The following is an 18,147-nucleotide window of genomic DNA, read 5'->3' on the forward strand; positions in this document are numbered from 1 at the left end:
TATTTTTTACCACCACTTCGATTGATCCGTCAGCAATAACTCATTTGCCATTTCTGGACCTGTTGAACCGGCTGGATAAGAATATAAAGGCAATAACTCCTCTTGGTAAGCTTCTAATAGTGGTTGAATCCACTTCCATGATAGTTCCACTTCTCTCCAATCGGCAAAGAACGTTGAATCGCCGCGCAGTGCATCATAGAGCAGAAGTTCATATGCTTCCGGCTGATTTTCTGAGCTGGTTGAGAAATCAATCCAAACAGGTTTGTATCGAGTGCTGGATGGATCTTTTAAATTTACGCGCAACGAAATGCTTTCATTTGGACTAATTTCAAGAATCATTAAATTTGGAGAGCTTCCTAACTGTGTATTTAAATCCATCACCTTGTTCTCGAATTCAATGACAATTTGTGTCGACTTCTGATTCATCCGTTTCCCTGTTCGTATATAAAAGGGGATTCCATTCCATGAGGGGTGTTCGATAGAAAGGCGAGCTGCAAAAAAAGTATCATTCGTTGAGGAATCATTAACCCCCGGCTCCTCTTTGTAGCCAATGACAGGGTTGCCCTGAACCTCTCCCGGACCATACTGGCCGCGGACAACGCTTTGGTATGCTTTTTCTTTCCGGATGGGTTGGAGAGAGGCAATAATGTCTGTCTTTTTCACTCGGCCCTTATTTTCCATGAAGTTATCCGAAAGATAGACAGCTGTCATTGTGACCAACTGAAGAAGGTGGTTTTGAACCATATCCCGGATGGCTCCTGCCTTATCATAATAATCAGCCCGGTTTTCTACACCTACAGTCTCACTTGCTGTAATTTGGACATTTGAAATTTGTTTATGATTCAACAAAGATTCCAAGATCGGATTCGCCAAGATCAAGGTTCTTAGATTTTGTACCATAGGTTTCCCTAGGTAGTGATCAATTCGGTAGATTTCCTCTTCACGGAACACGTTGCTCAAATTCTCATTTAATTTTCTGGCTGTTTTTAGGCTGTTTCCAAACGGTTTTTCAACAATGAGGCGTTTCCACCCGTTGTTTTGACTGATTCCGCTTTTACTAAGGTTGGACGTGATAATATCAATTAAGCTGGGGGCCACAGACAAATAAAACAGCCGATTTTGAGGAATACCCAACTCGTTTTCCCTGTTTTCAATAAGTTCGCGCAGTTTGTAGTAAGACTCTTTTTCTGTCGCATCAAAGCTGCAATACCGAAATTTCTCTAAAAAAGCTGGCAAAGATGAAGCGTGAATGGACCTTCTGGAATATGCGTAAAGTGCTTTTTCCACTTTAGACTGAAATATTTCATCTGAACAATAGTCTCTGCCCAAACCAACGATCGAGATGGTTTCGGGTAACTTCCCATCCAGGTATAGATTGTACAGAGCAGGAAATAACTTGCGTTGTGCTAAATCTCCTGTTGCTCCGAACAAGACAAATGTCATGTTTTGCAGGGGCCGCTCTTGTTTGATTTCAAATAAATCATTTTGAAAATTTAATCCTTCAAGCAGATTCTCGATGTGCATTTGTTAAAACCTCCTACTTTTAAAACTATGATGTCTCTGGCAAGACTGATAATCGCAACAGGTTTTAGTATAATGACTCAAAGTTTTTTATGTAAGTACGCACTTTATAAACATATACTTACAAAAAGTATACTGTTGCAGGGGAAAGAGGAGGACATTCACCAGGGATCCGGTTCTTAAAAACTTATCTGATATACAAAAAATCTCTATCATGAAATATTTTTTAGAAGTTAAGATTGCAGAAAAGTTACAATATCTCATTTGGATAAGAAACAAATAATTGATTTTCAAACTGGATGAATCGTGCTGAGTGTTTAGTGAAAAGGAAAAAGTAATTGGATTATCTTAAAGCGGTCTTAATAGAACCTTAAAGTTAATCAGATACATTAAGAAATAAATGCATATATATGAAATTAAACAGATTACCATTGTGATAAACGCCTACAGTATACTTTTTGTCAGTATGTGAAATTAAAGTGCGTACTTCACAAAAATGCTTGTTGGTTTTACTCTAAGTTAGAACCAAAAATACGACAACAAGGAGAATTACACATGAAATTACAATTAGCTTTAGACTTAGTAAACATTCCACAAGCAATCGAAGTGGTTAAAGAAGTAGAGGCGTTTATCGATATCGTTGAAATCGGAACTCCAGTAATCAATAAAGAAGGGCTTAAAGCTGTTGCAGAAGTAAAAGCTGCCTTCCCTGACCTAGAAGTTCTTGCAGATGTGAAAATTATGGACGCTGCAGCTTATGAAGTATCAAATGCTGCTGCTGCAGGAGCAGATATTGTTACGATTCTTGCTCAGGCAGAAGACTCATCCATCAAGGGCGCAGTTGAAGAAGCGAAAAAACAAGGTAAGAAAATCCTGGTGGATATGATCGCCGTAAAAGATATCAAAACACGGGCCGCAGAGCTTGATGAACTTGGCGCGGATTATATCTGTGTCCACACAGGCTACGATCTGCAAGCGGAAGGGAAAGATTCGTTCGAAGATCTTCGTACAATCAAAAGCGTCGTAAAAAATGCCAAAACTGCTATTGCAGGCGGCATCAAACTGGAGACATTGCCGGAAGTCATTAAAGCACAACCGGATTTAATCATTGTCGGCGGTGGAATTACAAGCAAAGAGAACAAGGGCGCGGAAGCGGAAAAAATTCAAAAGATGATGAAAGAAAGTGTGACGGCGTAATATGAACACGGCGGGCTATACAGACGAAATACTGGCTGAATTGAAGCGGACCACTGCTCTCATTGATGATGAGGAAGCCGAAAAGGCAGTGGATGGCATCCTGCGTGCAAAGAAAATATTTGTGGCAGGCGGGGGCCGATCCGGCTTTATGGCTAAGGCATTTGTGATGCGTATGATGCACGTAGGCCTGGATGCGTATGTGGTTGGAGAAACGGTGACACCGAACCTGGAAGTCGATGATATTTTCATTGTCGGTTCTGGTTCCGGGGAGACCCAAAGCCTCGCAGCCATGACGAAGAAAGCCAAAAGCATCGGTGCAACCATAGTGGCTGTTACTACAAACCCTGAGTCTACAATAGGCAAACTGGCGGATATTCGAATTGAAATACCGGCACAAGCAAAAGGGGAGGGCACTAGTGGCAAATCGATTCAACCGATGGGATCATTGTTTGAACAGTCGCTTCTTGTGTTTTATGACGCGGTGATTTTGAGATTCATGGATAAAAAGGGACTCAAATCCGATGTCATGTATGGCAGACATGCGAATTTAGAATAGAACAACGAATAAGCTTGAGTTTAAGATTTTTTAAGCTCAAGCTTATTTTTAATTGTTTATCAAGCTTGAACTTTTTTGCACCAAAGTATTTTCATTGGACAACTGTATAAATGGCATGCGAAGGTGAAGGTATCATTGAAGACAATATTAGTAATGGAAGGTTGGATTACATGAAAATGTATGATGTAACAGGGGCGATCTATGAAGGCATGACCGTTTACAAGGACAAACCGGAAAAACAGCCAAAAATCAATCAGCAGACAAACGGCTATGTTACGGAAACGCGGCTGGATCTGGATGTGCACACCGGAACGCATATCGATGCGCCGCTTCATATGAATGTGGATGGAGAGACATTCGAATCGCTTTCGCTGGACAGTCTTGTAGGGCCTTGTCAAGTTCTCGATTTGACGGCAGTAAAGAACGGAATTTCAAAAACGGACTTAGAAGGATTCAAGCTTCAAAAAGGAGATTTTATTTTATTAAAAACGAAAAACTCGTTTGAGGAAAAGTTTAATTTTGATTTTGTCTATCTGGCAAAAGATGGAGCAAGCTATCTTGCTGAGTTAGGGATTCGCGGGGTTGGAATAGATGCGCTTGGAATTGAAAGAAGCCAAGAAGGGCATCCGACGCATAAAACCTTATTTGCAAATGACATCATCATCATAGAGGGCCTGAGATTGAAGGAAGTGGAGCAGGGACAATACTTTATTGTTGCCGCGCCTTTGAAATTAGTAGGTACGGAGGCTTCGCCTGCGCGAGTATTGTTGTTTGAAGGATTAAGTTGAATTTTTCTGTTTCAATCATTTTTCCATGAAAGATAAAACATAATTGTAAGGAGAGAGCCTATGTATAAATTGGTCGCGATCGATCTCGATGGGACATTGCTCACAGACGATTTAATGATTTCACCAAATACAGTAACCGCTATTAAAAAAGCGGTGGAAGCGGGGACAATTGTTACGATTGCTACGGGCCGCATGTTTTCCTCTGCAAAACTCATTGCCCTGCAGTTGGGTATAAATGTACCGCTCATCACTTATCAAGGTGCATTGATCAAGGATGTTAATGAAAAAGAAGTAATATATGAGCGCACTATTCCTCCCGATATTGCACAAAAGTTAATCGGAATTTCTCGTGAGAAAAAATTACATCTACAAATATACCAAGATGATATTCTCTACAGTGCCGTAGAAAATGACAAGCTGATTGCTTATTCTGAAGCAGTTAAAGTGCCCTATAGGATAGAGCCCAATCTCATCAAGCTTGCCCAAAAAGGCGTGACAAAACTACTTTTTATCGAAGAACCAATCGTCCTCGATCACTTACAAAATGAATTGCAAACCTTATTCGGCAAGTATGCTCACATCGCAAAATCAAAAAAACACTACCTTGAAATCACCCATCCCGAGGCAAACAAAGGTAGTGCCCTATTATGCTTAGCGAAAAAACTTGGTATAGACCGTTCAGAAATAATCGGTATTGGTGACAACTATAATGACATCGAACTTATTGAGACAGCCGGTCTCGGTATAGCAATGGGAAATGCCGTAAAGGAAGTGAAAGCTATGGCTGATTATACGACCTTTACGAACAATGAAGAAGGGGTGCTTCACGTGTTAGAAAAGTTTATTTTAGAGCCAGTGAATACTTCCAATTATATAGAAGAAAAAAATTCTGATTCGCTTCCGACGGCCTGATCAATTGAAGACCGTTTACTTGGAATCACTTGGATAGGACAGGCCGATTCTTGGCGGACTTTATCCATTACGCACATGGTGGTATAGGAGTTTTCAAACGAATTAACAAGTGACTCCGTTTTCTTTTGGCTGATTAAATCGATAAACTCTTTCACTTCATAATACATAGCGGGCTGAGGTTGTTCTACTGTCACTGATTCAACAGTGCCATCGTTGTAATGAATGTCCACTTTTTCGGCTGAATGTATTTTATCAATCACCATAATTCCTTTTTCCCCTTGGATTTCGCTTGGTAAAGTGGAATTTGTGATTTTTGAATAAATGATATCCGCATCTTTGTCATCATATTTCAATAGGACACTTCCTTCGCCATCTATACCGGAATCCAGGATAAGACCTGTGGCCTTTATTTCTTTTGGCTCGCCGAACAGTAAAATGAGCGGGTATAAACAGTAGGTGCCCAGATCCATCAATGAACCGTTCGCAAAATTTGGATTAAATGCATTTAATACTGTTCCTTTTTTGTATGCATCATAACGCGATGAGTACTGGCAATAGCTAGCAAAGTATCTGCGGATAGGGCCGATTTTGTGCAGATTATTTTGAATGGCCTTAAAGTTTGGAAGCAACGTAGATTTCATCGCTTCCATAAGCAGCACATTATGATCTTTCGCTTCTTGAATCATTTTCGCTGCTTCTGCTGCATTGGCACCCATCGGTTTTTCACATAATACATGTTTGGAGTTTTTTAAAAACAAGACGGCTTGGTCAGCATGGAATGAGTTGGGTGTGGCAATATAAACCGCATCGATTTCATCGCTGACTGCCATTTCTTCTAAGTCGGTAAAAATTTTAGTTATTCCATATTGACTGGCAAATTCCTCTGCTCTTTCCAACGTTCGGGGCTAAACGGCTGCTAATTTAAAATTCTCAATCCCTTTTGCCGCTTCAAGCAATCTTTCTGTAATCCAATTAGTACCCACTATGCCAATTCGTATCATTTTTTATCCTCTTTTCTGTTTTTATTGCATTATCGCCCACAATTGCAAAGACATTATTCCAATGCTAAAAAAATTTACTAACCATTCTATATCTAGTATAATTAGTAATTTACATTAATTATAGTACTGACTTTTTTATCACATAGTATCGAAAAGTATACGATAGAAATATAACAAGGAAGGAAAGAAAATAGATGCCTAATTTAGGAGAGAAAGTTTTTAATTGTGAAAAAGAGCTGACACTTTCCATCATCGGAGGAAAGTGGAAAATGCTAGTGCTATGGCATTTAGGAAAAGAAGGAACTAAACGTTTTGGGGAATTAAAAAGTCTTATGCCAGGCATCACGCAACGGATGCTCGTGAATCAATTGCGTGAACTTGAAGATCATTTGATTGTCCACCGGGAAGTATACCCTGTGGTTCCGCCGAAAGTGGAGTACTCACTTACCGAACAAGGAAGAAGCCTTATTCCAATTCTTGATTCCATGTACGAATGGGGCAAAGAATACATCGAGCAAAACTTGGATCAGCAAATAGAAAACAACTAAGTTAGTTAGTATTTAAAAATAGCTGAATAAAATAAAGCGGATTTCAGTAAAATGAAATCCGCTTTATTTTAATGGAGTTTCTTCTAAACAATTTTTATTGATACTCCATTAAATATTGGACTGGCGTGTCGAATCAATGGAAGCTTTCAAGGTAGAACTTTAGAAAATATCATGAATGCGATGCAATACTGTACTTAGTACAGGAGACCGGTTTATTTAGATATGCCACATAGAATTAATCCAAGCGCTGACTTCCGTGCAGATGGAGCCTTACTGATATTTAGACTTGTAATTTTGTGCCGGAAAATTTATAAAAGGATTTTCTCTTCAAAATCAGTTTACATATCATCAATTATAGGAAGCTCCATATAACTTAAGATAATTCGTCATGTTAACTGCATTAAATCATTCTGTAACTTAAGTGATTCTCTTTACAATAATTCTTCAACTACTTTAAAAGGACAAGTCACTCTCTGGTTAGGAAAGCGACTTGTCCTATTATTTAACACTCTTCTTTACAGTTCGAATGCTTTAATTTTTGCAATTGGTTTTAATACTTTCTCTGAATCAAATACTGTCATCGGTTTTCCACTTTGCACTTTGTGAGCCCAATCCTGGTTAGCCAATGCGCCTTTTCCTAAGGTGATCATATCCGCATGTCCGGCTTCGATGATTTTTGTTGCTTTTTCCGGGTCTTCCAATTGTCCATTGGCGATAATCGGAAGCTGGCTGTAGGTTTTTGCAAGGGCTGCCAGGGAAGCCTCGCCTGGTTCAAATGCCGGTTGCCACGCTTCGAATTCCGTTACATGGAGATAATCTAGGCCCGTTTTTCCTAAGCGGCCGAAGATAATTTCCGCCTCGTTCTCTTTCCCGGCCCATTTGTGCGTATAATCATTGACCTTCGCTTGCGAAATTCTCATTCCAACCGTGAATCGCTGGCCCACTGCATCTCGAACAGCTTCTGCAATGTCCACTAGCAGACGAACACGATTTTCCGCAGATCCGCCATATTCATCCTCGCGCTGATTGGCATAGTCTGTCAGGAACGCATCGAGCAGATAGCCATTGGCCCCATGAATTTCAATTCCGTCAAAGCCCACGGATTGCGCCCGTTTTGCTGCATGGACAAAGCTTTTTACGACGTCTGCAATTTCTTCTTTTGTTATTTCCCGTGGCGTTTGGAATGGGCCTTCCCCTAAATAGAAGCTCAATTGTTCACCTTTGGGTTGAACGGCTGACGGTGCAATTGTTTCGTCAGCAAACCGGTTTCCTTGGGAAAGCGGCCCCGAATGCTGCAATTGCATGAAGATTTTTGCTCCTGCTGCATGCACTGAATCGACCACTTGTTTCCAGCTTTGCGCTTGTTCTTCCAAAGCAATGCCCGGCTGGTCCAAATAGGTCTGGCTGTACTTGTCATCAATATAGGTGCCTTCTGTAATGATGAGTCCAAACCCGCCACGGGCAAAAGAGGTGTAGTACGACGCCATCTGGTCGGTTGCCCATCCTTTGGTTGTGGCACTGATGCGTGTCATCGGTGCAAGCCCTATCCGATTATCCAATGTGGTACTGCCTAATGTAACGGTTTCAAACAACGATTTTGTTTTTATCAATTCCAACACTCCTTTTTTATGCTCATTCCTAACGTATTCTCATTCCAAAGCAACGTATCTAGTTAACATCCGTCGATTCCGCACATCATTCCTTCGGGGAAATTCGTTTTTTGTTTGCTGATCTCTTCAGCAATAAGTTGTTCAAGCGTTTCTTTGGAATGAATGCCTGCAACTTTCGTTTCTCCAATTACAAAAGTTGGCACCGACGTGATGTTCGCTTCTTCGTAGGCATGTCTTAGGGCTTGCTGATGCACTTCTTTGTATTTTCTCGTTTCAAGAGCCTCTTGGTATTCTTTTTCATCGAGACCAATTTCACTGGCTAATTTGGTTAAAACCTCCACGCTGCCAATGTCTTGTTCTTCCTGAAAGAATCCACGCAGCAACCGATCGTTGTATTCATTGCCTTTTCCTTTTTCTTTAGCGTATTGATACCCTTCAAAAGCTAAATGCGTATACGGTTGTGGAGATACTTTTGGCAGGGTGATTTCAATGTCCAGCCGTTCAGCCATTGGGTAGACCGACTGTTTCCATGTGCTCTGTAAATAATGCTCCTCGGGTTTCAACGTTGCATTGGGGTATGGGCGCAGCTCAAACGGCATCCATTCCACTTCCACATCTTTTCCTTGGATTGCCTGTTCCAAAGGTTGGTCTGCCAGAAAACAAAATGGACAGACGTAATCCGAATAGACTCTTACTTTGATTGTCATCATGATGACCTCCTTGTATATATATTTAGTGTAATCCATCCTTATTGTTCTGTAAAATAGATATATCCGAATGATACGTTCAATAGAAATGAACTCAAAATCAAACAAAAACAGCAACCATATTTCTTTGCTTTTCCCAATCACCTATGGATTGTAATAAGATCATTTAATTTAGTAAAATAGATATATAAGAACTAATAGTTCACTAAAAATGAACCTAAAAGAGTCTAGTAGTACCTTCACTTTAAGAAAATAATGCAACCAATAAGAAATTATCATTGATTCACTAAAATCAAATCCGGGAGATGTGAATATATGGAACTTAGGCACCTTGTAACGTTTAAGACAATTGTGGAAAGAGGGGGATTTAAAAAGGCGGCTGATCATCTTGGCTATGCACAATCTTCCGTGACAACGCATATCCAAGAATTAGAAGAGGAAGCAGGAAAACCATTATTTGATCGGCTGGGCAAGAAAGTCGTGTTGACGCATTACGGTCAGCGATTCCTTTCTTATGCAGTAAAGATCATTGAATTGCATGCTCAGGCGTTGAACATGGATGAAGAGCCAACGGGCGATCTTGTGATTGGGATATCGGAATCGCTGACGATTGGCCGCGTGCCGCCTATCCTTCTGGAATATAAAAAGTCCTACCCAAAAGTTAATCTTTCACTTAAATCGATTGAAAACTATAATATGGCGTCACAGCTTCAAAATGGAGACATCGATTTAGCATTGATATTGGAAAAAGATGATTGGTCCATGCCCGAAATTTATAGCGAAGAACTGAAAAGGGAAAGGATGGTTTTGATTAGCCCGCAAGAAGATGAAGAGACTCGAACGGTTCTTTATACGGAGCGATCATGTAGTTATAAATCGGTGTTTGATGATTATTTAAGGTTTAAGCAGATGGATGTGAAGGAAAGTTTGGACTTTCAAAGTATTGAAGCAATTAAACAATGTGTCAGAAGTGGATTAGGAATTTCAATGGTTCCTTACTTTTCGGTAAAAGAAGAGTTGGAAAGCAACAAATTAAGGGGAGAAGAAGTAGCACCAGAACATCCATCGATTTCTACATTTCTTGCGTACCATAAAGATAAGTGGCTTTCTCCGTCTATGAACAGCATGATCTCTTTGATCAAAAGCCATGCTGAAAATTGGAGCTGACAAGTTCTTATCAATTATAAAGTACATCAAATCAATAAATTCCATGCAAGCAATGGGCGGTAAGGTAGGCCCAAACCCAAACCGTAGGAGGGAAGAAAAAAGACGATTGAAGCAGGCATTTTTCAATCGTCTTTTGATTATGTAGAGAAGCAACGCAACAAGATTTAAATTTCATTCATCATGTAGAATAGCTAGGTTTTATAAGAAGATTAAGAAAGAATTTCAGTTTACATATGAGGGATTATCAGAAGCTGTCTAAATGCAAAGGGAGAGAAGAGGATGGTCAAATCGCCTCTTCTCTCTATCTATTTGTAAAAGTATGCTTTTGTGAAAGCTTTTTGATTTTTTAAGTCGGGCCATACTTCTAATTTTGAGGGGAAAAAAAGCGAATTGAACGTGTTTTTATAAAAAACACAAAGAAAAAAACACATTTAATGGAGAAGGAGTTTTTTCTTTTTCCAATTAATGATTAATAACGGTTTCCAAGCGCTGCATTTTTTGGCATGAGTGCATTAATGCGCTGTAAATCTTCAGAAGTCAGTTCGACATCCAAAGATGCTCCATTTTCTTCTAGGTATATAATTCGCATCGTTCCAGGAATCGGCAAAGTTCCGTTAGCCATAGTCCAAGCAATGACTAATTGTGAAGGTGTGCATTTTTTTCCGAAGCAATTTCCTTGATCTTGTCGACTAATTCCACATTTTTAGAGAAGTTTTCCAGTTGGAAGCCTGGAAGAGTCCGACGGCCATCCGTTTCTTCCAGATCTTCAAATTTGCGCAGCTCCCCAGATAAGAAACTTCTGCTTAAAGGGCTATACGTTACAAAACCAATACCAAGCTCATTGACTGGTGGTATGATATCACCTTCCACATCACGTATCCGTAGAGAATATTCGTTTTGCACAGCAGCAACAGGATGAGGAGTCGCATGTGCTCGACGGATTTGCTCAGGAGTTGCCTCTGACAAACCAATGGCCCGAACTTTTTCTGCCCGTACCAAATACGCCATCGCTCCTACTGTTTCTTCGATGGAGACATCTGGATCGACCGTTGCTGGTAATACAAATCGATATAATCAACGGCTAATCGCTTAAGGCTTTTATCAATGGACTCTTTAATCTAGTCCGGATGGCTATGAATGCCTTCAAAGTTAGGGCCAACCCCGAATTTGCTGGCAATAACGGCTTGTTCCCGTCGCCCCTTTAGCGCTTTGCCAAGCAATTGCTCGTTTTGTCCATTGCCATATACATTGGCTGTATCAAGAATGTTAACTCCTAATTCCAATGCGCGATGGATTGTGTGAATCGATTCCAGACCAACGATTGAAGGAGATCAAACGGACGAACTTTGAAGAAATATAAACCAAGTTTTTGGAACGGTTCGAGGGAGGAATGAAACGGCTTGATACGGAGTTGATGGTTGCTCCACAGTCTCTCAACCAGATTGTCGAATTGCTGAGAGGGCAGAACGAGAAGATCAATAAGCTGGAGCAACTCATGGAACACTAATCGAAAAATCAAGGGTTGAATCCAATAGACCATATCGATTTACGAAGGCAAAACGAAGGATTTTTAACTTCAATACTAACTATAGTTCATTTTCACAATTCTTTTTTCGCTTTTCTTCCACTATGCCATAAAGTAATTTCAAGTATTGCGATACAGCTGACAAGCCATGTCAGCCCAAGTGTTAGCCCACCGATTACGTCTGTAAAGTAATGAACACCAAGGGGGAGGCGACTGAAGGCAATTAAAAAAATCAGGATTCCAAGGAAGATGTTGATCAGCCATTTTGCTAAGACATTCAGTTTGCTTCTGATGACCAAGTACATAATAAATCCATAAAAAACAATCGGGGCGGTTGAATGACCGCTTGGAAAACTGTAACCAGTTCCATCGTATGTCTCTAATATGTTCGGACGATCTCTTGAGAAGGCTGCTTTCAGCACGCTGATCAAGATTGTCACTCCACCCATTGCAATAAGAAAATAAACAATTCTCCACTTTTTCCGCTGATAAAAATACCCCAGCACGCCAAACATAATAAGAGATCCTACAGTCAGCGCCCAGACCGATCCGAGTTCTGTAATCCAGGCGAAAAAGGTCGTAACTCCAGGTGTTGCAAGGTTTTCAACAAATTCTGCGACATGCCGGTCAACCATGAATTTTTCATTCTCCAGCACCTCTTCACCAAGCTCTGTAAATATGTAAAAACCTCCGCTTATTATGAAAAGTGCAGTAACAATTAAAATATAGGTTCTGGCAGGGATTGCTTTTAATGTATTTAGCATACTTCTACACTCCTGTAATTCAGACATAATCATACGGTTTTCCTGTTTGGAGAGATGAGAAACGTGTTACTTGTACCGGATAATGCTTATAGTCGTGTTCATTCAGGGCTGCAAAGAATTCTGAATGGGATAACGCTTTATCGATCATCACAATTTTATCTCGCAAATACCACTCAACTGTGCAACTTCTCCGATTTTCCTTAAGCCCTTACTGATGCAAACGCCTCTTTTTTGTTACGAATATCCTACCATAATGAATTTAAAGCCATACAGTAAGATATGAGGGTTTAAAGTGAAGATAGTTAATTGACTGACAAGTCCGCCATAATATGGACAAAATATAGGATTTTCATCCTTCTCTTGGATGTTATACTGACAGTACAACTCAATAGACTTTGACTTTATGTCAAGGGGGAGTAGCTATAGGGAAACCTATTTCACAGTCGTCATTACATGGTTCGTAGCCATCGGTTGTGATAGCAATCAATTTGCTTAGCGAGACCTTTGCCTTTTATTAGGCAAGGGTCTTTTTTGTTGGCAAAAATCAGGAGGAGGATGAAAGATGGAAGCGATTTTATTGGAGTATTTATGGGTGTTGCTCGTACTCGTAGCGCTGGAAGGGTTACTGGCCGCTGATAATGCGGTGGTCATGGCGGTTATGGTCAAGCACTTGCCAAAAGAACAACAGAAAAAGGCCCTGTTTTATGGGTTGATGGGAGCCTTCGTTTTCCGTTTTGCGGCGTTATTCATGATTACGATATTGGTGGATGTGTGGCAAATCCAGGCGCTAGGGGCAGCTTACCTGCTGTTCATCGCGATTAAGCACATTTACGATCAGCGGAAAGGGAAAGAACATTCCCTTGAGCCGGAAGCAACAAAAGGTTCTGGCTTTTGGATGACCGTCTTAAAAGTAGAATTGGCGGATATCGCCTTTGCGATCGATTCGATGTTGGCCGCCGTAGCGTTGGCGATGACGTTGCCTCATTTGGGAAGTGCGGAAATCGGAGGCATCAATGGCGGACAGTTTGGCGTCATGCTTGCCGGAGGGTTGGTCGGACTTGTCATTATGCGATTTGCAGCACATAAATTCGTCAAGTTGTTAGCAGACTATCCGCAATTGGAAACAACAGCATTTGTGATTGTCGGCTGGGTTGGCGTCAAGCTTTTGGTGCTCACATTAGCGCATAAAGACCTTGGCATCTTGCCTTATGACTTTGCCCATTCCACGGAATGGAAGCTGATTTTCTGGGGAATCTTGCTCGGAATCGTGATTGTAGGCGCATTGATCAGTGTGAAGAAAAAGAAGGCGCAAGAAGCTTAATTACTAACTTACTATCAAAAAAAGCATTTAATTGCTGTCTCAAAAGGAAGATCACATGCTTAACGGCAAGGATCTTCCTTTTTGCGTCGTTCAGTTTTTTTATACTGATAAATTTCTTTTTAAGTCGATTTGTCTATATAAGTATACTGTTACCAACAGTTTATAATATTAACGACTCTCATAGAACATACATTATCAATAAACTATAGAAATGCATGTTTCTTTTCGAGGAGATAAAAGTTGATCCAGAAACCGAATAAAAAAGTGAAAAAGGCAAGGCCGACTCCTTCAAGTTGGCCTTGCCTTATCTTTGTAGTGGCGAAGCAATTTCTTCATTATTTACAGAAACCCTTAATTTTACTTAGATTAATTCACGAAATGGATCTGTTGGCCTTTCACAAATGGATAGGTAGTCAATTGTGTTCCGTCCAGATTTTCCTTCTACATATCGACATCGGTAATTTGGCTATTGTCATAGGTGGTGTAATAGTAAATCCCTTTGTCCATATTGCAGCAAGAAGAATAAATGGTGAATTCATATTCGCCTTCGTCCACATCACATAAGCTTTTTTGCTGTTCCACCGATTTTAGGATGTGAAAAAATTGACTGATGCTTTCGGGCTCGGAATCACCTGAAATCGAATTTAATTTTGTAAATGCCGCTTTGACGAATCGGGAAGCGGAAGACAGGTCCCCAGGAAGGCCAATTCCGCCCATGCCGCGGCTGTACACATTCAACTCCAAACGATCTGAGAATTTATTGTCCGAAACCGTAGGAGACAGGTGGCGGTAATTATTCAAGTTAAATAAATCATAATCAAACGTATGGTTATTGGTTAGAACGCCTACAAGATTGTCGTATACGTTCAATGCTCCTTTTGTCGATTCCACAACGATTGATTGCGTTTGATCCGCAATCATCCAGTGCAGAGGGGACAGAGCCAACTCGTCGCTGAAATTCATATTCACCAGATTCAGTTTCGGCAGGAGTTCATTGGCTTCTTCAACGGTTTGGCACTGTCCGAGAATCCACGGAATAAATTCAAAAGGGGAGACATTGTCCTTGCCTGCTGTTTCCGGGAAGAAGTAAGCATTCTCCGGAAAGTTCAATCCAGCCATGCTCAACCCTTTCTCATTACTTGCGTCGAAATACAAGGGGTAATCATCGACCACAATAGCCATGCCAATCAATGAGTAGTGACTCGGAAGATCATGAACCTTTCGGAACTTAAAGGAAAGTTTCTTGGCGTGATGGTGATGACCTCGCCGTAAGACAACTCCAAATCCAAATTGCGCCCAAAATAATGATCTTTCGTATATAGCGCGAGGGTTGTGCGCATAACGAAAATCTACTTAAAATTCCGATAATTCAATTTTATATTTCATTTCTCCTTTAGTCCAAAAGTTCACGTTCTTGAAAGTATACAGGGCAGTTTGTTTATCTAATACTTCGCTTCTTTAGTATTTAAAGATTGATTTACCTATCAGAAATTATCAGGGGTTACTTAATACACAATAGAGAGGACATTGATTAATAAAAGAACCCCGGAAGACAGACACTTAAAAAAGTGTCTGTCTTCCGGGGTTCAATTCACTTTAAGCGATTCGTACTTCCTTTTTAAACGAATACCGGTATGAATGGAAAGATAATAAATGTATAAGTGTGAAGGCCTTCTTCATTAAAGAGATTCCATTACCTTTATTATAACTTCAGCCTTGTCTTGAGCCATGTTTGCTCCAACTGTTCCAATGGAAGGGGACGACTGAAAAAATATCCTTGTCCAACTACTTCAAATTCTTTTAACGCGATGACTTGCTCTTCCAATTCAATACCTTCCACAACAACTTCTGCATTAAGGTTTTTTCCCACATCAATGATAGCTGCCAAAATGAACATGTTGCGTCGATTGCTGAGAACTTCATCAATGAGGGATTTATCGATTTTTAGTGTATCAATTTCCACATTTTTGATGACATTCAACGAGGTGTGACCTGCCCCGAAGTCATCAATGGCTATTTTCACACCCAACTTCTTCAATTCTTTGATAAGAAGTGCCGACTCTTCAATGTCCATCATGACACTCTCAGTGATTTCAATCTCCAAATAGTGAGGATCTATTTTTTCTTCTTCCAAAATCGTTTTTACTTTGCTGACGAAATGGGAATCCTTAAATTGTCTGGCTGATACATTTACGGAAACCTTTACCTTCTGGAGTCCATCGTATTCCCATTTCTTCATTTGGCGGCAAGCTTCTTTGATCACCCATTCGCCTATTGGCAGAATAAGTCCCGTCTCTTCAGCCAACGGAATAAATTCTATAGGAGACACTAAGCCTGTAGGTGAATTCCAACGGATAAGTGCCTCAAGTCCAACAAGTGTTTCTGTTTGCAAATCAACTTGCGGCTGGTAATAAAGTTGAAATTCTTCTTGCTCCAGGGCATTCCGCAAAGCCTTCTCTAATTGTAGTTTTCTTCTTACTTTCTCATTCAACTGTTCCGTAAAGAATTGATAATTGTTTTTTCCTTTTGCCTTGGCTGAATACAAAGCCATATCAGCTTGTCGGATGAGCGTCTCTTCGTCACTGATACAAATAGGTTGGATGCTGATACCGATGCTAAGCGTAATCACGATTTCCTGTCCTAAAAGTAAGACTGGCTGCTTCATGTCTACTAAAATCTGCTGAGCTAACTGGACTACATCTTCTTCTATTACATCTTCAACCACGATGACAAATTCATCACCGCCAAGTCGGGAAATGGAAGCATGGTTCATAAGGGAAGATTGGAATCGGGCCGAGACTTGTTTAAGGAAGAGGTCTCCTCCGTGATGACCGAGAACATCATTGATGGCCTTGAAATTATCAACGTCAATAAGAAGAATGGCAATGGGTTGCCGCTGGTTCTGTTTTCTTAATACAACTTCCTTGAGATTCTGATAAAACCAATGCCGATTGGAAAGTCCTGTTAGTTGGTCAGTAAAGGCAAGTTCGTTAATCTTCTCCTGCGTTTGCTTTTTCTCGGTTACGTCCCGGACAATGGCAAAAATTCCATTAACCTTGCCTTGTTTTCTTTTCGGCACAGAACTGACATCTATTTCAATTAAGTCTCCATTCTTGTTCCGGATTACTTGTTCGTAAGTGATGGGACTGCCGTCCAATAAAGTCGTGAAAAATGCATCCGCCTTCTCCAAATCCTTCGCAACTAATGTCCGAAAAGACATCGTAAGCAGTTCGTTTTTAGAAAAACCGGTTAAGTTTTCCGTCATTTTATTGGCATCTGTAAAAAATCCTGCCGAATTAATTTCGAAAACTGCGTCCAAGTTGTAATCAAAAAGGGACCGGTACTTCTCTTCATTCTCTTCCAATAAACCAAGCGCCTCTTTTTCTTTAGAAATGTCCTTGGCGATTCCATAAACCCCGGTTACTTTCTCATCCACAATGATGGGCATATTCGTAATTTCCAACGGGATTCTGTCCCCGTTCTTCCGAATGCCGATGGTCTCGTAGTTTTGGGGTGTCCCCTTCAAAGCGTCGATAAATTTTTGATTAGTCATGTCTAAATAGTCAGGTTCCACTACGACATGAAATGTCATGGTGATCAATTCTTCCAATGAATAGCCTAATATGCCTTCTAAGGATTGATTGATGTTCATCAGTTGTCCAGTGGCGTCCATGGAATAAACTCCATCTGGATTATGTTTAAAAAGAGACTGGTAGCGTTGTTGATTTTCTTCTAATTCTCTCCGGATTTTCTTTTGCTCGGTAATGTCTCGCAGCACTAACTGAATGGCCGGCTTTCCTTCAAATTCAATGCCGACTCCCGTTATTTCGACTTCAATAATGGACCCATCTAGAGTGATGATTTGCTGTTCCATCGGCGTTGCCTTGAATCCAATCTTCATTTTTTGAACACGTTTTCTTACAACACCTTTATAAGCGGCGGGAACGTAATCTAGTATTGATTTCCCAATCAAGTCACTTTTATTGGATTCACCAACCATTTTTAGGCAGGCTTCGTTGACGAAGACAACTTTTTCTTCCCTATGAACCACAATCGGTTCAGGAGAAAGTTCCACTAAACGGCGGAATCGTTCTTCACTTTGTCTCATTTTTATCACAAGACCTCTTTCAATTGTTAGCGTTCTTGAATTAAGAAAAGCTAAATAAGTTGCGATGCTCAGGATGCCAAATATGATGATTGAAACAATAATGGCTAATGAAAAAGGTTGAATACCCGAAACTGTCTCAGAATGCGAATATTCCACATGAAAAGCACCTTTCATTCCGAGATAGTGCATCGATGAAATGGCCAATCCTAAAATCAGTGCACTGACCATTTTCCTGCCGCTAGAAGCCTGACTTTCTTTTACTTCAAAGAAAATTTTCAACGCGACAATCGAAAAGATAATGGCAATGAGAATGGAAAGGGTAATGTATAACAAGTTGAATTGAAGAGAGCTGGGTTCGCTTATCGCAAATACCCCAATATAATGCATAAGCACAATGCCCGTCCCTATTGTTAGTCCGCTTA

General features: G+C 40.4%; 12 protein-coding genes and 3 pseudogenes. 7 read left to right on the plus strand and 8 right to left on the minus strand.

Going from position 1 to position 18,147, the window contains the following annotated elements:
* Positions 1 to 6: 6 nt before the first annotated feature.
* A complete protein-coding gene (zwf, locus tag GJB59_RS01240) occupies positions 7 to 1,524 on the minus strand; it encodes a glucose-6-phosphate dehydrogenase (protein WP_185960068.1) in 1,518 nt (505 codons plus the stop codon).
* Between the two features lie 552 nt (positions 1,525 to 2,076).
* Here zwf and hxlA point away from each other — a divergent pair.
* The 4 genes from hxlA to GJB59_RS01260 all read left to right on the plus strand — a co-directional run bounded on the left by hxlA (position 2,077) and on the right by GJB59_RS01260 (position 4,974).
* Positions 2,077 to 2,718: a 3-hexulose-6-phosphate synthase gene (gene hxlA / locus GJB59_RS01245; RefSeq protein ID WP_142828484.1), complete on the plus strand. Its 642-nt coding sequence runs from the start codon at positions 2,077 to 2,079 to the stop codon at positions 2,716 to 2,718.
* A 1-nt stretch (position 2,719) separates the two neighbouring features.
* A complete protein-coding gene (gene hxlB / locus GJB59_RS01250) occupies positions 2,720 to 3,274 on the plus strand; it encodes a 6-phospho-3-hexuloisomerase (RefSeq protein WP_101190294.1) in 555 nt (184 codons plus the stop codon).
* 170 nt (positions 3,275 to 3,444) lie between these two features.
* Positions 3,445 to 4,062: a cyclase family protein gene (locus tag GJB59_RS01255; RefSeq protein ID WP_142828485.1), complete on the plus strand. Its 618-nt coding sequence runs from the start codon at positions 3,445 to 3,447 to the stop codon at positions 4,060 to 4,062.
* A gap of 60 nt (positions 4,063 to 4,122) precedes the next feature.
* On the plus strand, positions 4,123 to 4,974 hold the full coding sequence (locus GJB59_RS01260; RefSeq protein ID WP_142828486.1) for a Cof-type HAD-IIB family hydrolase: 852 nt from the start codon (positions 4,123 to 4,125) through the stop codon (positions 4,972 to 4,974).
* Between the two features lie 15 nt (positions 4,975 to 4,989).
* Here the strand turns inward: GJB59_RS01260 and GJB59_RS01265 are convergent.
* Positions 4,990 to 5,975: pseudogene (locus GJB59_RS01265) on the minus strand (Gfo/Idh/MocA family protein).
* 194 nt (positions 5,976 to 6,169) lie between these two features.
* Here GJB59_RS01265 and GJB59_RS01270 point away from each other — a divergent pair.
* Positions 6,170 to 6,523, plus strand: a complete 354-nt coding sequence (locus GJB59_RS01270; RefSeq protein WP_101190298.1) for a winged helix-turn-helix transcriptional regulator — start codon at positions 6,170 to 6,172, stop codon at positions 6,521 to 6,523.
* Between the two features lie 515 nt (positions 6,524 to 7,038).
* Here GJB59_RS01270 and GJB59_RS01275 read toward each other — a convergent pair.
* Positions 7,039 to 8,130: an oxidoreductase gene (locus tag GJB59_RS01275; RefSeq protein WP_425325253.1), complete on the minus strand. Its 1,092-nt coding sequence runs from the start codon at positions 8,128 to 8,130 to the stop codon at positions 7,039 to 7,041.
* Between the two features lie 65 nt (positions 8,131 to 8,195).
* Positions 8,196 to 8,840, minus strand: coding sequence for a DsbA family oxidoreductase (locus GJB59_RS01280; RefSeq protein ID WP_142828488.1), 645 nt, complete (start codon positions 8,838 to 8,840; stop codon positions 8,196 to 8,198).
* Positions 8,841 to 9,155: 315 nt separating this feature from the next.
* Between GJB59_RS01280 and GJB59_RS01285 the strand changes: the two genes are divergently transcribed.
* Entirely contained in the window at positions 9,156 to 10,007 is an 852-nt protein-coding gene (locus GJB59_RS01285; protein ID WP_142828489.1) for a LysR family transcriptional regulator, read from the plus strand.
* A 469-nt stretch (positions 10,008 to 10,476) separates the two neighbouring features.
* On the opposite strand, the pseudogene GJB59_RS19370 reads toward GJB59_RS01285, so the two are convergent.
* Positions 10,477 to 11,317 (minus strand): annotated as a pseudogene (locus tag GJB59_RS19370) (aldo/keto reductase); the annotation flags it as partial.
* Positions 11,318 to 11,606: 289 nt separating this feature from the next.
* Positions 11,607 to 12,296 carry a phosphatase PAP2 family protein gene (locus GJB59_RS01295; RefSeq protein ID WP_185960069.1) on the minus strand — a complete coding sequence of 230 codons (690 nt, stop codon included), beginning with the start codon at positions 12,294 to 12,296 and terminating at the stop codon, positions 11,607 to 11,609.
* Between the two features lie 562 nt (positions 12,297 to 12,858).
* Here GJB59_RS01295 and GJB59_RS01300 point away from each other — a divergent pair.
* A complete protein-coding gene (locus GJB59_RS01300) occupies positions 12,859 to 13,617 on the plus strand; it encodes a TerC family protein (RefSeq protein WP_142828491.1) in 759 nt (252 codons plus the stop codon).
* Positions 13,618 to 13,983: 366 nt separating this feature from the next.
* Here GJB59_RS01300 and bsh read toward each other — a convergent pair.
* Positions 13,984 to 14,957 (minus strand): annotated as a pseudogene (bsh, locus tag GJB59_RS01305) (choloylglycine hydrolase).
* Between the two features lie 362 nt (positions 14,958 to 15,319).
* Positions 15,320 to 18,118: an EAL domain-containing protein gene (locus GJB59_RS01310; RefSeq protein WP_280525828.1), complete on the minus strand. Its 2,799-nt coding sequence runs from the start codon at positions 18,116 to 18,118 to the stop codon at positions 15,320 to 15,322.
* Positions 18,119 to 18,147: the final 29 nt, after the last annotated feature.

It is taken from the genome of Planococcus soli (assembly GCF_016881065.1).
Lineage (GTDB): Bacteria > Bacillota > Bacilli > Bacillales_A > Planococcaceae > Planococcus > Planococcus soli.

Bases quoted from the DNA above. Each gene is read 5' to 3' on its own strand.
- GJB59_RS01255 (WP_142828485.1), top strand. From the start codon at position 3,445: ATGAAAATGTATGATGTAACAGGGGCGATCTATGAAGGCATGACCGTT.
- GJB59_RS01270 (WP_101190298.1), top strand. From the start codon at position 6,170: ATGCCTAATTTAGGAGAGAAAGTTTTTAATTGTGAAAAAGAGCTGACA.
- hxlB (WP_101190294.1), top strand. From the start codon at position 2,720: ATGAACACGGCGGGCTATACAGACGAAATACTGGCTGAATTGAAGCGG.
- zwf (WP_185960068.1), bottom strand. From the start codon at position 1,524: ATGCACATCGAGAATCTGCTTGAAGGATTAAATTTTCAAAATGATTTA.
- GJB59_RS01280 (WP_142828488.1), bottom strand. From the start codon at position 8,840: ATGACAATCAAAGTAAGAGTCTATTCGGATTACGTCTGTCCATTTTGT.
- GJB59_RS01295 (WP_185960069.1), bottom strand. From the start codon at position 12,296: ATGCTAAATACATTAAAAGCAATCCCTGCCAGAACCTATATTTTAATT.
- GJB59_RS01300 (WP_142828491.1), top strand. From the start codon at position 12,859: ATGGAAGCGATTTTATTGGAGTATTTATGGGTGTTGCTCGTACTCGTA.
- GJB59_RS01260 (WP_142828486.1), top strand. From the start codon at position 4,123: ATGTATAAATTGGTCGCGATCGATCTCGATGGGACATTGCTCACAGAC.
- hxlA (WP_142828484.1), top strand. From the start codon at position 2,077: ATGAAATTACAATTAGCTTTAGACTTAGTAAACATTCCACAAGCAATC.
- GJB59_RS01285 (WP_142828489.1), top strand. From the start codon at position 9,156: ATGGAACTTAGGCACCTTGTAACGTTTAAGACAATTGTGGAAAGAGGG.